At 37.1% G+C, this 19,249-nt stretch carries 17 protein-coding genes; 2 read left to right on the top strand and 15 right to left on the bottom strand.

The annotated features are described in order from the left end of the window. The first annotated feature begins 30 nt into the window (after nucleotides 1–30). Nucleotides 31–984 (top strand): phosphoribosylaminoimidazolesuccinocarboxamide synthase, encoded by a 954-nt coding sequence (locus BLS33_RS03010; RefSeq protein ID WP_089885133.1) that lies wholly within the window; start codon nucleotides 31–33, stop codon nucleotides 982–984. Nucleotides 985–997: 13 nt separating this feature from the next. On the opposite strand, the gene BLS33_RS03005 is transcribed toward BLS33_RS03010, so the two are convergent. From BLS33_RS03005 to BLS33_RS02990, 4 genes are all read right to left on the bottom strand, one after another. Beyond that, on the bottom strand, nucleotides 998–1,654 hold the full coding sequence (locus BLS33_RS03005) for a 3'-5' exonuclease (RefSeq protein ID WP_089885131.1): 657 nt from the start codon (nucleotides 1,652–1,654) through the stop codon (nucleotides 998–1,000). Nucleotides 1,655–1,659: 5 nt separating this feature from the next. Next, nucleotides 1,660–3,576: a DUF294 nucleotidyltransferase-like domain-containing protein gene (locus BLS33_RS03000; protein WP_089885130.1), complete on the bottom strand. Its 1,917-nt coding sequence runs from the start codon at nucleotides 3,574–3,576 to the stop codon at nucleotides 1,660–1,662. Between the two features lie 270 nt (nucleotides 3,577–3,846). Next, the gene (locus BLS33_RS02995) at nucleotides 3,847–4,332 is read right to left on the bottom strand and encodes a hypothetical protein (protein WP_089885128.1); all 486 of its coding nucleotides are present in this window, start codon (nucleotides 4,330–4,332) and stop codon (nucleotides 3,847–3,849) included. A gap of 104 nt (nucleotides 4,333–4,436) precedes the next feature. After that, entirely contained in the window at nucleotides 4,437–4,808 is a 372-nt protein-coding gene (locus tag BLS33_RS02990; RefSeq protein WP_143017562.1) for a hypothetical protein, read from the bottom strand. Between the two features lie 184 nt (nucleotides 4,809–4,992). On the opposite strand from BLS33_RS02990, the gene BLS33_RS02985 reads away from it, so the two are divergent. After that, complete coding sequence (locus tag BLS33_RS02985) at nucleotides 4,993–7,227, top strand: FUSC family protein (protein WP_089885124.1); 2,235 nt, start codon at nucleotides 4,993–4,995, stop codon at nucleotides 7,225–7,227. A 188-nt stretch (nucleotides 7,228–7,415) separates the two neighbouring features. Here BLS33_RS02985 and BLS33_RS02980 read toward each other — a convergent pair whose 3' ends face one another. From BLS33_RS02980 to BLS33_RS02920, 11 genes are all read right to left on the bottom strand, one after another. Continuing rightward, nucleotides 7,416–9,308, bottom strand: a complete 1,893-nt coding sequence (locus tag BLS33_RS02980) for a hypothetical protein (RefSeq protein ID WP_089885122.1) — start codon at nucleotides 9,306–9,308, stop codon at nucleotides 7,416–7,418. Between the two features lie 984 nt (nucleotides 9,309–10,292). Further along, the gene (locus tag BLS33_RS02965) at nucleotides 10,293–10,745 is read right to left on the bottom strand and encodes a DoxX family protein (RefSeq protein WP_089885116.1); all 453 of its coding nucleotides are present in this window, start codon (nucleotides 10,743–10,745) and stop codon (nucleotides 10,293–10,295) included. Between the two features lie 63 nt (nucleotides 10,746–10,808). Beyond that, nucleotides 10,809–11,375: a Crp/Fnr family transcriptional regulator gene (locus BLS33_RS02960; RefSeq protein ID WP_089885114.1), complete on the bottom strand. Its 567-nt coding sequence runs from the start codon at nucleotides 11,373–11,375 to the stop codon at nucleotides 10,809–10,811. A gap of 278 nt (nucleotides 11,376–11,653) precedes the next feature. After that, nucleotides 11,654–12,280, bottom strand: a complete 627-nt coding sequence (locus BLS33_RS02955) for an FISUMP domain-containing protein (RefSeq protein ID WP_089885112.1) — start codon at nucleotides 12,278–12,280, stop codon at nucleotides 11,654–11,656. A 123-nt stretch (nucleotides 12,281–12,403) separates the two neighbouring features. Further along, entirely contained in the window at nucleotides 12,404–13,513 is a 1,110-nt protein-coding gene (locus BLS33_RS02950) for a TlpA family protein disulfide reductase (protein WP_176801308.1), read from the bottom strand. Nucleotides 13,514–13,718: 205 nt separating this feature from the next. After that, the gene (locus BLS33_RS02945) at nucleotides 13,719–14,756 is read right to left on the bottom strand and encodes a serine hydrolase domain-containing protein (protein WP_089885108.1); all 1,038 of its coding nucleotides are present in this window, start codon (nucleotides 14,754–14,756) and stop codon (nucleotides 13,719–13,721) included. A 260-nt stretch (nucleotides 14,757–15,016) separates the two neighbouring features. Further along, nucleotides 15,017–15,457, bottom strand: a complete 441-nt coding sequence (locus tag BLS33_RS02940; RefSeq protein WP_143017561.1) for a hypothetical protein — start codon at nucleotides 15,455–15,457, stop codon at nucleotides 15,017–15,019. A 282-nt stretch (nucleotides 15,458–15,739) separates the two neighbouring features. Then, a complete protein-coding gene (locus BLS33_RS02935; RefSeq protein ID WP_089885104.1) occupies nucleotides 15,740–16,246 on the bottom strand; it encodes an SRPBCC family protein in 507 nt (168 codons plus the stop codon). A 31-nt stretch (nucleotides 16,247–16,277) separates the two neighbouring features. After that, on the bottom strand, nucleotides 16,278–17,105 hold the full coding sequence (locus BLS33_RS02930) for an RNA polymerase sigma factor (RefSeq protein WP_089885102.1): 828 nt from the start codon (nucleotides 17,103–17,105) through the stop codon (nucleotides 16,278–16,280). Nucleotides 17,106–17,319: 214 nt separating this feature from the next. Next, nucleotides 17,320–18,363, bottom strand: a complete 1,044-nt coding sequence (locus BLS33_RS02925; RefSeq protein WP_089885100.1) for a TIR domain-containing protein — start codon at nucleotides 18,361–18,363, stop codon at nucleotides 17,320–17,322. A 22-nt stretch (nucleotides 18,364–18,385) separates the two neighbouring features. Next, nucleotides 18,386–19,213, bottom strand: coding sequence for a sulfurtransferase (locus BLS33_RS02920; RefSeq protein WP_089885097.1), 828 nt, complete (start codon nucleotides 19,211–19,213; stop codon nucleotides 18,386–18,388). Between the last annotated feature and the right edge of the window lie 36 nt (nucleotides 19,214–19,249).

Here is a 19,249-nt window from a genome sequence, read left to right as displayed (position 1 = left end):
AATAAACCAGTAACCGAATATCAATTCAGAATGAGCAATACCATTACAAGTACAGATTTTAATTTCCCAGGGCAGAAGAGCGTATATAAAGGAAAAGTTCGTGAAGTTTATACTTTGGAAAATGATGTTTTGGTAATGGTTGCCACCGACCGGTTGTCTGCATTTGATGTGGTCATGCCCAAAGGTATTCCCTATAAAGGTCAAATTCTCAATCAGATTGCCACTAAGATGATGGTAGCTACGGAAGACATTGTGCCCAATTGGTTGATGGGTACTCCGGACCCCAACGTTGCGGTAGGGCACGCCTGTGATACTTTTAAGGTAGAAATGGTTATCCGTGGTTATTTATCGGGTCATGCTGCACGCGAATATAAAGCGGGTAGACGTCTTATTTGCGGTGTTCCGATGCCCGAAGGCATGAAGGAAAATGATAAATTTCCCGAACCGATTATCACCCCGGCTACGAAAGCGGAAATGGGAGATCATGATGAAGATATATCTCGAGAGGCTATTCTTAGTCGTCATATTGTATCCGAAGAGGATTATATCGTATTGGAAAAATATACAAAGGCCTTGTTTCAACGAGGTACCGAGATTGCTGCGAAACGTGGATTGGTTCTGGTAGATACGAAATACGAGTTCGGAAAAACCAAGGATGGGAAGATTGTCTTAATCGATGAAATTCATACTCCGGATTCTTCCCGATATTTTTATGCGGATGGCTATCAAGAACGCCAAGATAGGGGAGAAGGCCAAAAGCAACTTTCTAAAGAATTCGTGCGCCAATGGTTGATCAGCAACGGTTTTCAAGGATTGGAAGGCCAGACTTTGCCCGAAATGACCGACGCTTATATCGAAACGGTTTCTGACCGGTACATCGAACTCTATGAGAACATTACGGGCGAAACCTTTGTAAAGGCCGATATTTCGAACATACAAGAGCGTATCTCGGAAAACGTTTTAGAATATTTGAAGGAAGTATAATATTTAAATGTAGTCACTTCAGTAGCTTTTTTACACTAAATTTTCCTTTCTTTTTTAGCTTTTCCAATATCTTTAAAAAGGCGATAGCCGTGATATAGGTGTCGCCCAAAGCGGTGTGCCGATCTCTTTTGGTAATGTTGAACTTATCTGCCAATTCATCTAAGGAATAGTGCTCTTTTTTCTTTAATAAAGGAGATTGTATCAAAGTTCTTTTATACAGCGTCGAGGTGTCCAATACCTTGTTCAAAAGTTTGGGCATACCGTGTCTTCTCAAGGCACAATTGAGCATGGTGATGTCAAAACCGGCATGATGTGCCACGAGGACGGAATTGCCCACAAAGGCCAAAAATTTTTGAAGCGCTTCCAGTTCGGTAACTCGATTTTTACGCTCATCCCTTAAAATGCCATGTATCTGTACGTTCTTCGCATGGTAAAAATATTGATCTAAAAAAACTTCGAAAGCCTCGCCTACGGCAATCGTGTTATCTTTCAATGCTAGGGCGCCTATACTGAGCATACGGTCTTCCCCATAATCAAAACCGGTGGTTTCGGTATCGAGCACGACAAAACGGACGTCCTTTAATTCGGTGGCCTGTTTTTGTTTGAAGCTGTTTTCGTAGGCGTACCAAAAATCAGGATAGTGTACTTTCTTCTTTTTAAAAAACTGCATTATCCTTAGAGATTAGTTACCTTAAACCGTACTTTAATTAACTCTTGTAACTCTTTGATTGTCTTAAAGGTACGTTTTAGTTTTATTTTCTCTTCCTTGCTTAATTTGTCCAATGCGATAAAGCGTCCCGAATCGTTGTGAAGCAACCCTTGTTTGGTTCTAAACTTGAGCAACGCCTTCGTGGCATAAGAACAGGCTAGAAAAAGCTCTTGGTTGTTCTGTTCTAATTCGGCCAATCGCTCAAATCGTTCTGCCGTATTATTTATGGATTTAATTTTATGCGATAGAATAAGCACTCGGGCGGCATCGACCAGTGGCATTAAGGCCCTGCGTTTCAAATCAAAAAAATCTTTATGGGCACCATCTTCTTCAACGAGAAATGATCTAAAAAATCCGGATGGGGATGGGTTTTGTAGCGCCCCACTTGCCAAATGAAGGAAGAAGATGGGATATTTCGAGGTTTCCTCGAAGATATGCTCGGTCAATTGGTTGACGAGTTCTTTTTCGCCGTATGCCAAGTTGTAATCAAAGAATATGGAGGACAGCAGTACTTCATCGGGTCCGGGGTTAACAATCCAGTGTGAAACGGAAGCTTTCCATTGTGAGAGACTGAGACACCATTCGGGATTGGAAGCCATCATTTCGGCAGGGCAATATTCGTAACCTATTTCCATTAATCCTTTTGTAATGGCTTTGGCCAGTGATACAAAATACGCGGTAGTTTCCGGTAATGCTATTTCGGTAACATCTTCAAAAATAAGCGCATTGTCTTGATCTGTATGCAACAATTGTTCACTACGCCCTTGGCTTCCCATAGCCAGCCATGCAAACTTGACGGGTGGGGGAGTGTCCATTGTTTCCAGCGAGAGCACTATTACTTGTTTGATACAGGCGTCGTTCAGTTCAGAGATAATGCGTGAAGTCAAAGTCAAGGGAATATTCTGATCCAAGTAACCCTGTAACAATTGCATGATGCCTTTACGTATCTGTTTAATTTTTTTGATTTTCCGAGCTCTTTTTATGGCCTTCATTAAAACGGCAGGATTGTTGCCCAAGGTCAGCATCAAATCATGCTTTGAAAGTATGCCTTCGGCGGCACTGTTCGCCGTACCGTCGGTGGTAAGGCATAAATGACTAATATTACTTTTCATCATGGCCATTTGTGCCTGGGCAATGGTCATCTGCTTAGGGTAGGTGATGACCGGCGATGACATAATAGCGGAAGCCTTGGCGGTAATCGGAAATGCCCCGGTCGCTATTTTATTGCGAATATCCTTATCGGTAATAATACCAATGGGCAATTTATTTTCCAAGACCAACATAGCGCCCACTTTCTTTTTGGTCATTCTTTCAGCGATGGTTTTTATGGAAGTGGTCTTGGTACAGCTGACCAGTTTTTTTGAATAGGTGACCTGTTGTAGGTCGAATACTGCCGAATCGGCGGTGTGACCTTCTTTCAATACACCATTAGTTTCCGAAGATGCACTTGTTTTTATGGCGTACGGATTTCGCGTATTCGAAGCAAAACTTTCGATTAGAAAATTACCTACAGCCTCGTAATTTTGGGTGAGCGGTCGAAAAACGTTCAAGGGAATGGCATAAAGAATGGTCTCTTCGTACGCAAAAGCATCCATTTTGTAACTTTCATTGGCAATCAAGGGGCGTAGCCCGAAAATATCGCCCTCATCGCACATGTCGATTATCGTATTACTTCCTTTATTTTTTAGGATGATGGCACCCTTGTGAACCACATAGAAGCGTTCGTGTGGTGGCTCGTTTTCTTGGAATATAGCGCTCTCTTTGTCTCGATAAACAATGGATACTTCTCCCGCAAGCGCCTCTAAGTCTTCTTGACGCAAAACATTAAAAGGAGGGAAGTTCTTTAAAAAATCGGCAACACGAAGCGATATGGTATTGTTCATGAAACAAATTTAAAGATAAAGTTCGTTGTCCGTATCGGGTAGCATTCAAAAGCACCGATTTTATACGAAATGGCACTGGGCAATTCATTTAAGTTTTTAGGAAGTAACCCCTGCATCAATCGTTTGACGAGGAGCTCGTCAATGGTGTTATCGTCAATGAAAGGTGTATATTTTCTTTTAGGGTAAACGAAATGTTTTTAGGAAGGCTTTTGAAAAGGAAACCGATAAAAAAAGCCCCGTGGTCGAACGACGGGGCTTGTATCTGCTTTTTTAGGCTTTAAATTGAAGGTCAACTATTTTCGACCATTTCTGTATGGCCTGTAGCTCGCCGCTTAGCTGCATGTTTATTTCGGCATCGTAAAACTCGAAGTTAATTGTGCCCAGGTCTTTTGCTTTGGGCGTAAAACTTAATTCAAGCCTTTCTATTTCGCGATGCTGTCCGTCTTTATTTCTGAACGTTCTACCAATATTATTGACTTTACAGCTCTGAATCGCATTCAGATCAACATATTGCAGTGTTTCTTTGGTCTTCGTTTTTTTAATGAAGAATACAAAATGCTTTGTTTTATCGATTCCGATGGTAAAGTCACTGCAAAATTCATGTTCGCTTATTTTACAGTCATGTTGATCTGCTAAGGTGATCAATGATTGTAACATTTTTTTCTCTCTTTTTTTTCTGCCTTGTGTTATTAAAACAAAGGGTACGGCACAGACAGCCGCTAGAACACCGCCAATGATGGCACTTGCTAATTCCATTTTTTAAGTATTTAAATTTATAAATTGTAAATGTGGGCCGTTGTAGTACGGCGACTTGCGAATTCAAGTCGAATTCGTCAAAAACACTGATGACTTAAAATGGATTACCAGAAATAGTGGAAGGGGAAAATCAAGTCCGCCTTTCGATAGTGTATCAGAAAGTTCGCAGAACTTTTTATGTATTGCGCATATTTACTTACGAATAACGCATTGGTGGTATTTACCAATGCCCAAATTCCTGTAAACGGATTTTTTAAATTCGATGGAGCATGGCTATCGGCAGTGGCAACCCCACTTTCCGATTCGGGCGTATGATAAAATAACCCCGTTGAAACCGCAGCAATATTGGTTTCACTTTTCTTGTTTGCAACTTTGTGAAAATCGGTCGTGCTATACGAACTGACCACCATGCCCAAGGCAAAGCAATAAATTGCGGTCAATACGAATCCGAGTACATTTCTAACCTTAGTTTTCACGCGACAAAGATACTCGTTTGTACGATCTGTTGCTTTTTTTTAAGAATTTTTGTGAAAGCAGGTACGACCCTTTTTGGGCAAGGTTTTAGCGCTCGTTGGAGCGGCGGTTTCATTTTACTATCCCGGTAGCGGGGGATCACTAGCTTAGCAAGAAGCGCTATCTTTGCAACCGAAATCCGCTGTTTTGAAAGCATTTACACAATCCGTTTCCGATAACTTCAAAGACCTCGTACAGTTTCTAAAAAGCACGAGTTTTTCAAAGGCCCTATTGATAGGGGTGGCCGTAACGGTACCCATTGCACTGGGTGTCGCATTCGGGCATTTTGAAATAGGTCTGGCACTCTGTTTCGGCGCTTTTTGGAGCTCGCCCAGCGATGTAAGCGGAAGCTACCGCCATAAGAAAATCGGCATCTTGTTTTCAGCGGCCTTGGTCATGGTGATGACTTTTATAGGGGGCTACCTCGACCTTACCGCCGTCATCTTGATTCCGCTTTTGGGGTTGCTCTCTTTTGCCATCGCTTATCTTTCGGTTTTTGGTTTTCGGGCTTCCTTGATTAGTTTTTCGGGACTTTTGGCCTTGGTGCTGAGTTTTGCCCATGACCCGCAAGAACTCGAAGTGTATCAATATGCACTCTTGACCGGACTCGGGGGACTTTGGTATTTGCTGTTGACGGTCATTTGGCACTATATCAACCCAAGGGGGCAGACCGAAGAGACCTTATCGGAAACCTATGTGCTGACCGCCGAATTCTTGGAAACCCGGGGAAAATTAGTAGGGCCGCAGGCAGATCGAGAAAAATTACAGGCACATTTGCATGAGTTGCAGGAGAAATTGACTACCAATCACGAAACCTTACGTGATATTTTGATCTCGTCGCGCAAAAGTTCGGGGCGTTCGATCTATCAGAGCAAACGGCTGTTGATCTTTGCCCAATTGGTGGAAATGTTGGAAACGGCCGTCGCCAACCCTGTGAATTATGATAAGATGGATGTGCTGCTTAAAGCACATCCCGAATATATCAAAAGCTTTCAGAACCTGATCTTTGAGATGTCAGCTCAATTGCGAACGATTGCCCGTGCCGGCACCAACGCTAAAAAACTACCTAAAAACAGCAAATTGAGCGCTTGTTTTAAACGCGTTCAGACAGAGATTTTGACTTTTAAGGAAAATGGCGGCACACAAGATATCGAGGACTTTTTAATGCTTCAGAATTTGTTCGAGTATCAGGAAGAACAGTTCGAGAAATTAAAAAAAATCAAGTGGCTGCTCGGTGATGCCGCTACGGAAAACTTGGAGTTTGTTGATCGCGAAACGGCCGAAAGATTTGTAGCCCCCCAAGATTACGACCCGAAAGTGCTGCTTCAGAATTTCAGTCTGAAATCGACTATTTTCAAGCATTCGCTGCGACTAGCGGTAACGGTTATGATCGGCTATGCCGTAGGTACGCTTTTCGATTTTCAGAACCCCTATTGGATCTTGTTGACGATTATCGTCATCTTACGCCCCAGTTACGGCCTTACCAAGGCCCGTTCTAAGGATCGAGTCATCGGTACCCTGATCGGCGGGGCGATCGCCTCTTTGATCGTGCTTGTGGTACACAACTCTTATCTGTTGGGCGTATTGGGTCTGGGGTCGTTGATTATCGCCTTTTCGATGGTTCAAAAAAACTATAAAATCGGGGCCACGTTTATCACGCTGAGTGTCGTTTTTATTTATGCCATTATTAGAACCGACGTACTCAACGTCATACAATACCGGGTGTTTGATACCTTGCTCGGCGCGACCTTGGCCTTTTTGGCGACCTTATGGTTGTGGCCCGCCTGGGGATTTCTTGAAATTAAGGACAGTATTCAAAGTGGGGTAGCCGCCAATAAAAATTTCTTAGATCAGATCGCGCTGTATTATAAACAGAAGGGAAAAGTACCCACCGCCTATAAAATTGCGCGAAAGGAAGCTTTTTTAGAAACTTCGAACCTGAGTGCGGCTTTGCAACGAATGGTACAAGAGCCCAAATCGAAACAAAAATACTTGGATGAAATCTATGAACTGGTGGTGCTCAACCATACCTTTTTATCTTCTTTGGCCTCGTTAAGTACGTATATACAAGGGCATACGACCACGGAAGCCTCGGAACGGTTTCAAGCGATTATCGATCGTATCGAACAAAACCTTGACGAAATGCTCGATTCGTTTCAGCATATGGAAAATTTAAGCGCTATGGAAGAAATAGGTTCGGAAAACCTTTTTAAAGAGCACCTCTCTAGCATTACAAAAGAAGATACGGGTGCTGCTGACGTATTTTCAAAAAGGGAGCAACGAAGCCTTCAGGAGGCCCATTTGGTGTGGGAACAATTGCAATGGTTGTTAGCGCTAAGTGCCAAAATGCGAAAACTGACGGTACAAATAAAGTTTGATTAAGGAGGAAGTAGATTAAAAAACAAAAAAAATATGAATTTAGTAATGTCCTAAAACAGGTAATGGTACACTTGTTTTGGCACGGGACGGACTTTTAGGCTCTTTCGGCATTTTGGGTTTGTTTACAAGTCTTTAAGCCATGCCAAATGTGATACAGAGTGTAAAGGCTATAAACAGGAACAATCATTGTATTAAATACTTTTAAGTACATCTAACACATCAGTAGAATCTTTTAGGCATTTATATATTAATACTTGGTATATAACTTTGCCAATGTAGACAAACGACTCTCTCAATTTATAGTAGCTTATGTCTGTTATTACATTATTATGAGATTCTAAATTGCGTTCTGCATAGGATTGGTAGATTATGTCTTTAATCCAGTCATTAAGTTGTTCAAAGTATAAGGATTGATGATTCTTATATAAATCAATATCAGAAATGATGTCATGGATGAATTCATTATCTATTTTTGATAATACCTGATTATACTTGGTCTCAAACCGCTTTGCATCATATCCGTTTTTTGAACCAGTCCATAAATCTAATAATTGTAGTTCCCTTGTTTTGAGACAATAGGAGGTTAAACCTTCAGGAGAGAATTTATTTTCTAACGAAGTACCAAGAAATGTTTTTGCATCAACCAGCAAGCTCTTGTTGATTTTATAATGAAAACACTTTATTGAGCAATCAATGAAACCGCTTATATTATTTGGAAATAGTGATTCTGCTAAAACAGTCCAGTAATCATTAAAGTTAAAGTCAAGAGAATGATTATCTACTTTCGCGTGGTAAGCATTTATTGATGCTAATTGTTCTTGAAATTTTATCTTAACTACAGGACGATTTATATAAGCTAAAATTTGGTTGAAAATTTTTTGTTTATCTCTTTTGATTCTAAAGGGTTGTTGTGAGAATCTATTAAAATCGGGAGCTTGAGTATAGTTAAAGTTATTATCCAAAAGAAGATATGTTGAATAATTAATTCTTTCAAATATACTTGGCTCAGTTACGAATTTGTATTTTAAATTTTTTAGTATTTCTAAGGCCTTTTCTACAAGTTTTATAAATTTAATAAGTGAACTATCAGTATTGCCCCAATACAAAGGCATATACTCCATATCGACAATTGCATTGCAATTTGATTTGGTTAAACTGTTTTCATTGCTATTATTGTTTGTAAAACATAGTTCTAAATCCCTGAATTCATTTTCCAATTTAGCATTATCATAGAATTTTACTTTTGATATTCTTTGAGGATTATAAAAGGACACGTTAAATATCCTTACTTCATCTTCATCAAAATTCAAATTTTCAATTCTAAACACATAAAAACCCTTTAGTTTTTTCGCCTTAAATAGATTGTCAATACATGATAGTTGTTGCAATAATGTTATGCTATTCACTGTTTCATCTTTATATCTAATATATTCATTCTCAGAATCAAAATCGGACCTATTTTTATTAAAGGGAAAACTTCCTTTTTTTTCTTTTGGAAATAAAATAATATCGGGTAATCTTTTTATAAAAGGTAATGAATATCCTTTATAAAGAAGTTCAACTATTATTAAGTTTATTAGAAAACGAATATTTAATTTAAACTCCTTCGTTATTGGTTTATTTACACATAGCTGTTTTTTTAAAAGAATAATAATATCCTTTTGATACTTTCGCTTGCTAAGTAGCTTATATAAGCTGTTGATATCATTTCTAAGTCTTTGGGGATTACGAACATTATAACTTTGTTTAGTATAATTTGTAAAGAACTCATCTTTAAGTTGCTTAACTAATAGAAGTAAATCATCATCTTTTTTAAGAAGTATGTTCGAATCATCGAAATAACTATGATTGAGTAATCTAGTAATGTTATATGTACCTCGTATTGGATTATGTTCTAATTGATTTCTAAGTTTATTAACTAATGATTTGTGAGATTCATATTTTTCAAATGTTATCAATAATGTTCCCGAATTCTTTTGAAATAAAAAGCTCCAAAAATTATGGAAATATTCTAGTCTCTTATTAATTTCTCTTACAGGTGAGTTTGTCTTTTTGTTTTTATAGTAAACGAATCTAAAATCCATTTTATCAATCTTTTAATTCGATACATCCTAAGAAATATTGTAAAACATGATGTAATTGCAAAAAAAGCATTTGCATAATATTGAAGGGCCGAATGCAGGAACCGGCTGCAAAAATTATGCTTTGTAAGTTGGCGTTGCCTAAAAACTTTGCCTCATTCTTCCTTGTCATTTTAGCATGATATTTCATTCTTGGTGGCTTGAGTGCCAAATCCTAAAATAGATGCAAAACATAGTTTTATCCGTATTTGATGGAAAGATAAAATTGGGGAAGTCACTTTTATACCGTTTAAAAATACATTAAAATTTGTAATCTAAAAACCGATATTTTGTAGGTGGGGTTTTCAGTAGGCGCTAATTAGTTGCAATGCCCCCACTAGTTGTATATTTGGGCTGTTTAGCAAGGCATCTGAAATTAGCTTTCCATCTCAGGCCTGACACCAAAAAAACCTCTTAAAGAGGGGCAAATAAAGCTATTTTTCTGAAGTAACGGTTTCTGCAACGGGTACCGTTGTTGTATGTCGTATTTTATCAAAATTACTGGTTTTGGATAAAACGTATCACAACTAATAGTAGACCCACTATGAAAATGGAAGTAAAAATAAACTTGTTGTATTTTGCCAACCAATTAGGAAGGAAAATATCAAAATTTTCCTTTTTAGAATCTGAGTATTTACGGGCAAGTAATGTCAGAGGACAAAACATTTTAAAGACTAATAAAATGAGTCCTTCTCCAATTATCAATCCGATTCCGACCCAAGTGAACGTATTAACTTGATTAGTAATTCCTGAATACAGAACGTAGCATATTACAAAGACAAAAAAAGCCCAGATTATGGTATGGATTAATTTTATTGCGAGAAGCTTGTCTGTTTCATTCATATATTAATAACTCATATAGTGTGCATCGTGTCGGTATACGACGTTTCTCTCAAGCAATTTATTCGAAATGGATACACGTTATTAGCCATTGACTTTTCCTTCTGATTACATTCGGATGGAACACATATAAACCCAAATTATAAAAAAGATTTGTAAAGGAATTCTAAACCACAAATATGAAAGACCCTGTCCGTCAAATGTTCCTTTTTGATAATTTACATGGTTTATTGAAGCATAAATATTAGCAGGTAGCATTAGCAACAGAAAAATAATTAGCATCCACGCAGCTATGTATTTAAATCTAGGAATTAGTAGCCCCATTGCCATGAATATTTCAAATACCCCTGTTAGATAAACAAAGCTTTCTTTGAAAGGTATAAAATTAGGGATCATCATCGACATTCCTTTTGTAAATGCAAAATGTCCAATTCCTGTAAATACAAGCATTATTGACATTGCAATTCTTGCAGATAGGAAGAAATCATATTCATTTTTGATGATTTTAATTACAAAAAGAGTGATAGTAAAACTTAATAAAAGTACAATTAGCGGTTTCATATTTTACGGAATTGGTGATATGCAAAGGTGAGAAAGCACCAAAGTAAAAACAATGAACCCAAGTTAAGTAATGCGTTTTCTTATTCTGCTCAATGCTTGCGGAGTTACGCCAATATATGATGCAATATATTTTAAGGGAATTTGCTGTAACAATTTTGGTCTGTCAGAGAATAAGTCCAGATAACGTTCTTCCGCTGTTTTGCTCAATAAGGAAAGTTCTCTTTTCGATTTTATAAGAAACATATTTTCAGCCATTTTTCGTCCAATAATATTTCCACTGTTTGTTGTCTCATAGACTTCCTGTAAGTCTTTATAAGAAATTGTCCATAAAGTGGTTTCCGTCAACGTTTCAATTTGGTAATCGGACGGACTTTGTGTTAAAAGTGAATCATAAGCGGTAATAAATTCGTTTTTAAAGACAAAACCAAAGGTTAAATCGAATTCATCTTTTGGAATATAAAGTCTGACGATTCCTTTGGTTATAAATGATAAATGTTTTTCGATTTCTCCAATTTTTAATAAAGGCGTATTTTTTTTGAGGTTTACTTCTTGCAATTTTGAAGAAAAAAGTTGCCAATCAGCATCGTTCATTGGAGTGATGTTTTCAATAAAATTTCTGATTTCGTTCATTTGTTCAGTGTCCTTATTTGTTTGTGGCTAACTTGTTGTATCGACGCTAAATATAGATTTATTCGTCTTTGTTTCAGGGATAAAGATTGGGGAAGTCTTGTGTTATACCGTTTAAAAATGCATTAAAATGTGTAAGCTAAAAACCTATTTTCATTAGAGGAATATTCCCACATGTGGTTGTATATAATGGTAATTTGACAAGGCATCAAAAATTAGCTTTCCATCACATTTTCATCAACTTTTGGGAGTACCTGAAATAACGCAAATGGTCACATTGATCAATCCTTTACGCATCGAACCGAGAGTCCGGCAAGCATATCGGCATCGAAACGCCACACCTTCGATTTAATTGACATGTCAGGCCCACCATAACTGATGTCCCAAAACCAGGCTTTGCCCGCTTCACCAGTGGGTGTGGCCGACCACCAGAAACCGAAATAACCCAGCACGCGATAACTACCACCTGCCATGCGGTTACCTCCTGGAAGCGCGTTAAACCCGCTGCTGTTCGTACCGTTGCCGTCTTCTTTCCAGCCCTTCACGCTTTTTAGGGCTTCACCGGCCTTGTCGGTGCCACCAAATTGATTCACCAGCTGAGCCCATTCGCTATCGGTTGCCAAATGCCAACCGCTGGGGCAGGCTTTTTTCGCCGCTTCCCAAGTGTAAAGCAAGCCCAACGCTTCTCGATTGTTCTCATCGTCATCATAAGCGTAACTGTTTTGCACCTTATGGTTCAGGTTTTGGGCCATCCAGGTAACCGTGGTGCCCGTCTGAGCGTTTGTAAAGCTGATTGTTTTATAGGTTTGCCCATCGCGCAAGTCTGTAAAGGTGCCCGTAGCTTGGGCCATTCCCGCCTGTGTAAAAAGCAAAGTAGAAAATAGGGTAACGATGTGCTGTTTTATCATAGTCAGTTCGGGTTTACTTTTACGGGTGATGCTGTTTTTTCTTGAAGTTTAATTATTAGAGCGGTATATAGCTTTTTTGCTGTAGCAAAGGGTTGCATTGGTCGCCAGCGTTGTGAAAAGTTTTTATTTTGAGACAAATTCGACAATGTCTTTTTCGATTTGTTCAGAAAATCCAAAATACTCTTTTTCTACAATTCCATTTTTATCCACTAGAAAGTACCTTGGCCAGCTATTCACGGCAAATTCTTTTTCCAGTTCATTGTTTCCAACCAAATTTTGAAAGGTAGTACCTTTCTTTTTCACTAATTTGATGGCATTTTCTTGGTCTTCAGATACTATACCTATTACGTTTAGTTCAGATGAGAACTTATTTTTTAGACTTTCCACTTTAGGGAATGACGCAATACATGGTCCGCACCAAACTTCCCAGAAGTCGATCAAAGTTAATTTATCGCTCGTATTAACCTTAACGATTTTATCTTCATCAAATAAATCTGGCAATTCCAATAATGGTAGCTTTTTCGAAAGCAATTTATTTGGCTCTCTTTTTTCAGGCTCTATGATGGTATAATTCTGAATATCTTGTTTAAAATCCTGTATTGAATGTGTAACATTTTTATTGGTTTTTACATCGCTAAGTATTGCGATAGAGACTGACTTATTTCCGAGTTGCTTTGATGTTTGTTTAATCTGAATAGGAAAAAAATCCGTTTTATTTAACTCATAAACCAGCATTTGGTCAGTAAAATTGTAAACGGTATCGTTTTCAAATTCGAAAGCAAGCAAATAGGAATTTTCAGTCTCAGAAAGAGAGACCTTCTTGTAGTTTGTATTAAGTTTAAAAATATTCTGATGAACCATTTGTCCGCCAGGACTTCCGATAAATCCAAAATTTCCGGGTTCTATTTTGTAAGTTTTATCCGTTTTCGAGATTTCAAATCCTTTTCCGGCATCATAAATATATTCTTTTGGTATGTCGTCTCTTTTACCGTAAAAAGAAAAGCCGAATACTTTGTCGTTTTTATCTTTTTCGATCAGCGCAACTCCAGTGTGGTTCCATACGGTTCCGCCTTGTGCAAACGTGTCAATTCTTTGCATTCGATATTCCAATAAATTTATTTTATCGGCATTCTCTTGAAATTTAGTAATTACATAGTTTTCGTCGATTTTAGGTCTCACCTTACAGCTAAAAATAATTGTAGCCATTAAGAACATTACAAATGTTTTTTTCATTTGTTTTCGGTTTTTGGGAAATGTTGCACAACTCGTTATATAGCTACAATATATAGCTTCGGCTTTCATAAAAGGATATACCGAGGGGGAAGTCTTGTATTCTACCCTTTAAAAATATACTAAAAATTTTAATCTAAAATCCAGTTTTTTGTAGGTGGAGCTATCGGTAGGGGGGAATTTGTTGCATTGGTCGCCGGTGTTGAGGCTAGTTTTGCTTTTTTACTATTTTAACTATTCGATTATACATTATTTCTGACATATTCCAATTATAGCCATCAAAGTTTACCGTGTTTGTAAATTGTATGACGACAGCATCTATATCTTTATGGTATTTGGCAATAGTTTGGTAGCCAGGTATCAAGCCTGTATGCTCATATGTATATATCGAGGAATATATTTCTTGTTCTTTTTTATCGCTAAAGACAGCGCCATCGTTTAAAGCTCGAAGAAACTTACCTAAATCTTCCGCCGTTGCCAACATAACCCCATTGTCAACTGTCTTTAAATCATTTGGGTAACCCACATAATACCCACTCATTACATCGTTTAAATCAACATCTTTAATAGAACCATAGGTGTTTTGAAGATTTAGGGGTTCTAAAATATGTTCTTTGATATATTGAAATTTCGTTTTACCTGATATTTTCTCTATAAGGTTTGTGAGTAATAAGTAATTGGTGTTGCTATATTCGTAATCTGTATCGGGTTTAAAGTTGGCTGGTAAGTCTAGTATCAAATCAAGCCGTTCTTCGTCGTTTTGTTTTGGATGAACCCAATAATTTTTAGTGTCCGTATAATTCGGGATTCCGCTTCTATGCTGAACCATCATTCTAACCGTAATTTTATGGGCGTTTTCTATTCGTTTTTCTAGTTCAGGGAAGTAGTCGGAAAGCGTATGGTCTAAAGATAACTGTCCGTTATTAACTAATTTTGCTATGGCAACGGCGGTGTAAAGTTTACTTACACTTGCTATTTTAAACAATGAATTTGGGTCGGTTGGAATTTTGTCTTCCCTGTTCTTGTAACCCGAAGTATAGTATTCGGATTGATTTTCTTTTTTATTTACATAAACAATAATACCATCAAATCCGTAGTCCGCTGCTTTGTCAACTTGCTCCTGAACGGTGTTTGGTAGTGGCAAAATCCAAGCTTTTACAATAGGCCATGGAACAAAATACAAGGAGATTAATGTTCCAATAAACAATGCAATTCTAACTATTTGTTTTGATTTGTTTTTCTTCATTTTATTTTCTGCACGATGTTGTTTTCAAATTACCCAAAACATATTATGTAAGCTTCCCTTATAACCGAACTTGTTAAAAATAAATTAAAAATTTTAATCTAAAATCCAGTTTTTTGCAGGAGGGGTTATCGAAGAGAGCTAATTAGTTGCAATGCCCCCAGCTCGTTGTATATCAAGGCGATTCGTTAAGGCATCGAAAAGAACTTCTAGACTGACTTGATACCAAAGAAGCTTCTTAAAGAGGAGGATGCGAAGCTGTTTTATTCTTTCTCGAAGCTGTCTTTTTGAGAAGTCAACATCTTTTTATTATTGACTTCTTTAACTGATAGTGAAACTATTTCTCTATGCGTAGCATCAAGGTCAAAGGTTAAAACTACGTCTGATTTTAGTGAAATATTAAAACTTTTAGCGCCAATCTTTTGTTTCTCTTTAATTTTCCAATTACCGGGAACAGTTTTATAACCTATACCATCCAGTATTTCAATTTCAGCTGAGAAATCATCTTTTAAATCAATTTTGCGGATTATTAATTTTTTTGAGTTTTCTGAATCTTCAATGTTGCTGGTTAGAATCCAACGGCCAAATAATTCAGACCCGGTGAATTCAACGCTATCAGGGTTTTGAACAATTTTACCTTCAAATTTACACGCTGTTAAAAGCATTAAAACAGTGAGCATGAATAATATGGTTGATCTTTTCATAAGCAAGTAGTCTTTCGTTATCTTTAAGTTATGGTTTCTAATTTTTCATATTCACGGTCAAAATTTCAGGAATACTGGACCCAAGATAATTTCAACATTATTGTATTGAGCATCCCCCAATCTTTAGGACAGGTTCTGCATTAAATTAAGTTCTGGTTATTGATCATTATTTTTCAAAGTTGAAGACTCAACTAATTAGTGAAAATCTATATATTGACACGAGCCCAATGGCTTGAATTTATTACAGTTTAGCCTGTTTATTTGAACATTGTTAGAAAAATATTAGTTGTTCATTGGGTTTAGTTTATTCGTTTCTCCCTTTTCTATATAGTTTTTAAGTCCATTTAACATAATCTCAACTTCTTTTCCCATTTTCTTTTGTATGAAGGGATTCATTAGTTTTAAAAGTAAGTTTTTAGGCGTATAATGTGATAACATTGAGAATTCTGTCTTTTCATCTGAGACTTTGCGAAGCTCAGAAGCAAATGACATATCTACAAGCATTTTTGTCATTCCAAAAGAATCTCTTTCAACAATGAATTCCGCTCTGTCTTTTCCCTTCATATCGACACAGCGAGTTTCAATTGTTCCTTTTTTGCCATTCACGATACATTCATTTCTTCTTAATTGACCAGGCGAAGCCATTTTTTCATCAAATTTGGAATTTTGAACATCTTGAGTCCATTTGGTAAGTAATGATTGGTCATTAAAGACTTCCCAAACTTCTTCTACACTTGCATTGATAATGATTTTTTGGTCTAATTGTAAGGGTGCTTTTAATTTTGTCATAATATTTGTCTTTGTTTATTAGTTAGACAAATCAGACTTCTGTTTCGGACGGATTCTCTAAAACTTTTTTTTGTTTCCCTTCTTTTACCCATTTTTCGGAATTTTCTAAAAAGTATGAAGTAACTAATGTATTTTTTGAATTTAATGGGTCAATTGAACGAATCACTTCTAATCGAATATCAAGAAGTCGTTCTTGATTTTCAGTTTTCTGTTTCTTAACCAATTTTAATTTATTGGCTTTTATTTGAGCGTCTTGTTTTGGATTTAGAATACCGGTTAATTCGGTACATTGGTGACAAACTCCATTTTTATTTACAAAAGCACATCTCTTGTCAAAAATAGTTACTAGGTTTTTTCGAGCGTTGGCAATTGCGTGTTTCACTTTCCCTTCAGATAGTTCTGTGATTTGTATAATTTCACGAACCTTAAAGTTATATACCTCTTTAAGTAAAAGACAAACTTGTTGTTCAATCTCTAAAGTTTTATTTAGGCAATTAAAACAATATTCCAAATGCTCTTTTACCTCATATTCTTGTTCGGGTGTTGAATCGAATACTTGCTGAAAAGCATCCCAATGCTCTTTGGATTTTACGTGCAACATTGCCCCATAATCTTGAGCGTTAACTTCCCATCTATTTTGTTTTATTAATATGTTTTTTGAAATATTGGTTGCTATACTGAAAACCCAAGTTTTAAAAGTTGAATTTCCTTGAAACGTATCTATTTTTCCAACTACTTTAACATAAGTATCGTGAATAATATCTTCCGTTAATTCTCGGTTTGTAACAAGTCGAAAAATATATGAACCCAGTTCATCTTTTAAATCATTGAACTTTATGTCAATTTTACTTCTGTTCATTTTAATGTTCGTTAAGACACATAGTTTACAAAGTTAAAGTCACATCAAAAGATTTGGCAGACTTGGTTAGAAGTGCTATACTTTGGGTTAAGTACCAAAACCCCGTATCACTTAGACCTGTGTAGGCCTTTTTATTATCTTTAAGCTTTAGTTTCCGATTTTCCATATTAGCTGTCAAAATTTAAGGAATACTTGCCCCAAGATAATTTCAGCATTATTTTATATTCACTGTCAGTTCGCTTTTCTTATTTTTATAGCCTTCTTTTGAAACCGTTACAGTCATTACATAGGCTTTCGCACAGGGTTTACAAACCCACCAAGAGGTAAAAACACCGTTTTGTTTAGTTTTACCGGAAACCGAATAGGGGCCGTGTAATCTGGTAGCAGGGTCATAAGTTGTGTTGTCGGACTCTAAAAACTTTCCTCCGCCCGATGAAATCAAGACGGTGGCATCTTCTATTACCATACCCTCTTTGTCCTTCACAGTTACATATAAGGTTGCTTTTTCACCGACCGCGACCCTTGGAGAATCTTTCGACGTGCGAATGTAAAGCTCCTTTAGTGGCAATTCTTCATTGTTACGTGTATCTTCAACCACTTTAGTTGCTTCGGTTGCCCTAGCTGCTGCAGACTTATCAGGCTTGCTATCGTTTTGGTAGAAACTCCAAACTGCAAAAACTGCAACTGAGATCGCCAGTACAATACCTAATAAGACTTTCCATTTACCGGACTTCCTCTTTTCGCTATATTTTTCTTCCCGCTCCTCGACATCCTCAAGTTTATGGGGCGTTAAAACCTCGTTGGTAGCATTTTCAATTCCATCTATCAATCGTTGAATATGGCCTTCAAAAGACGTACCGGAACGAACCTCCGATGAATTGCGGTAATGTAAATCTTTAATATTCGTTGGGAGTTCTGCCTCCGCTGGTTCTTTAGCCTTGCCTACCGGAACCGGAATTACCGGAATACCTCTCTTCAGTGCTGCTTCAATCTCTATACGGACAAAATCGGATGGGTCTTCGAGACGTGAAACCCCATTATCATCCCTAGCAAACCATCTTTCTCCAATTATGACTATCAAAACATCGCATTTTGAGACAGATTCACTTATATAATCCCTAAAATCTATTCCAGGGGGTATTGAATCTATATCGAAGAAAACTTGCTTTTCCCCAAAATGAGACTTTAGTCTATCATAGATTCTGCCAGCAGCTTCAGGACTATCCTCTCTTCTGTATGAAATAAAAATTTGGGCCATTGCTAATTTCTTTTACATTGTGCTACACCACGTTTTTTAAATTATTCCGTTCGGCCCATTCGGTCCAAGAACCATCATATACCTTTGAACTATTTACATATCCAATTTGACAAGCCAACATTACAATACAAGCTGTCATTCCCGAACCACAGCTGAAAACCAACTCTTTTTCAGCGCTACATTTATCATCGAAAAGTGCATTCAGTTCGCTTTTTGATTTAAATTTTCCATTATGTAACACCTCTTGATAGGGTATATTAATTGAATATTTAATTTTACCGCTTTTTAAATGCTTTCTAGGTTCTTTTCCAATGCCATTAAATCTACTTTTAGACCTAGCGTCTATTATGGTAAATTTTTTTTCGCGTGAATTGTTGACAATCTGTTCGAAATCAACTACTAATGTTTTGTCAAACTTTACTTTAAAATCTCCAATTTCAAAAGATTCAGTGTGCTTTTTTACGGTTCTGAATCCATTTTCGATCCAGTTGGGAAGACCACCGTCCAAAACAGATATTTTCTGGTGCCCCATAACGTTGAATAGCCACCAAACTCTTGGACTTGAGTAAATTCCATTATTGTCGAAAACAATGATTTCCGAATCTTCATTAATTCCAAGTTTTTTAGATTCAAGTTCAAATTCCTTTGGGTCAGGTATAGTATTTGGAAAAGTACTATTCTTATCTAAGAAAACCTTCTGTAGGTCAAACCGTCTTGCATTGGGAATAGTTCTGTCAAATTTTTCAAATTCTTTTCCATTAGCACTAGTTTGAATACTAGCATCTAGGATAATTAAGTTAGGCTTATCTAAATTTTGATTCAGCCATTCTGTTGATACTATTTCTTTCAATTTTTTGTCAATTGTTATGTGACTTGTTATAGCTAT

The sequence above is a fragment of the Kriegella aquimaris genome, from assembly GCF_900103215.1.
Classification (GTDB): Bacteria; Bacteroidota; Bacteroidia; order Flavobacteriales; family Flavobacteriaceae; genus Kriegella; species Kriegella aquimaris.
Note: the sequence above shows the minus strand (reverse complement) of the source record. Positions and strands in the feature narration are given on the sequence as shown.

Coding starts and splice junctions, on each gene's coding strand:
- BLS33_RS03010 (WP_089885133.1), top strand. CDS start 31: ATGAGCAATACCATTACAAGTACAGATTTTAATTTCCCAGGGCAGAAG.
- BLS33_RS03005 (WP_089885131.1), bottom strand. CDS start 1,654: ATGCAGTTTTTTAAAAAGAAGAAAGTACACTATCCTGATTTTTGGTAC.
- BLS33_RS03000 (WP_089885130.1), bottom strand. CDS start 3,576: ATGAACAATACCATATCGCTTCGTGTTGCCGATTTTTTAAAGAACTTC.
- BLS33_RS02995 (WP_089885128.1), bottom strand. CDS start 4,332: ATGGAATTAGCAAGTGCCATCATTGGCGGTGTTCTAGCGGCTGTCTGT.
- BLS33_RS02980 (WP_089885122.1), bottom strand. CDS start 9,308: ATGGATTTTAGATTCGTTTACTATAAAAACAAAAAGACAAACTCACCT.
- BLS33_RS02965 (WP_089885116.1), bottom strand. CDS start 10,745: ATGAAACCGCTAATTGTACTTTTATTAAGTTTTACTATCACTCTTTTT.
- BLS33_RS02960 (WP_089885114.1), bottom strand. CDS start 11,375: ATGAACGAAATCAGAAATTTTATTGAAAACATCACTCCAATGAACGAT.
- BLS33_RS02955 (WP_089885112.1), bottom strand. CDS start 12,280: ATGATAAAACAGCACATCGTTACCCTATTTTCTACTTTGCTTTTTACA.
- BLS33_RS02950 (WP_176801308.1), bottom strand. CDS start 13,513: ATGAAAAAAACATTTGTAATGTTCTTAATGGCTACAATTATTTTTAGC.
- BLS33_RS02945 (WP_089885108.1), bottom strand. CDS start 14,756: ATGAAGAAAAACAAATCAAAACAAATAGTTAGAATTGCATTGTTTATT.
- BLS33_RS02940 (WP_143017561.1), bottom strand. CDS start 15,457: ATGAAAAGATCAACCATATTATTCATGCTCACTGTTTTAATGCTTTTA.
- BLS33_RS02935 (WP_089885104.1), bottom strand. CDS start 16,246: ATGACAAAATTAAAAGCACCCTTACAATTAGACCAAAAAATCATTATC.
- BLS33_RS02930 (WP_089885102.1), bottom strand. CDS start 17,105: ATGAACAGAAGTAAAATTGACATAAAGTTCAATGATTTAAAAGATGAA.
- BLS33_RS02925 (WP_089885100.1), bottom strand. CDS start 18,363: ATGGCCCAAATTTTTATTTCATACAGAAGAGAGGATAGTCCTGAAGCT.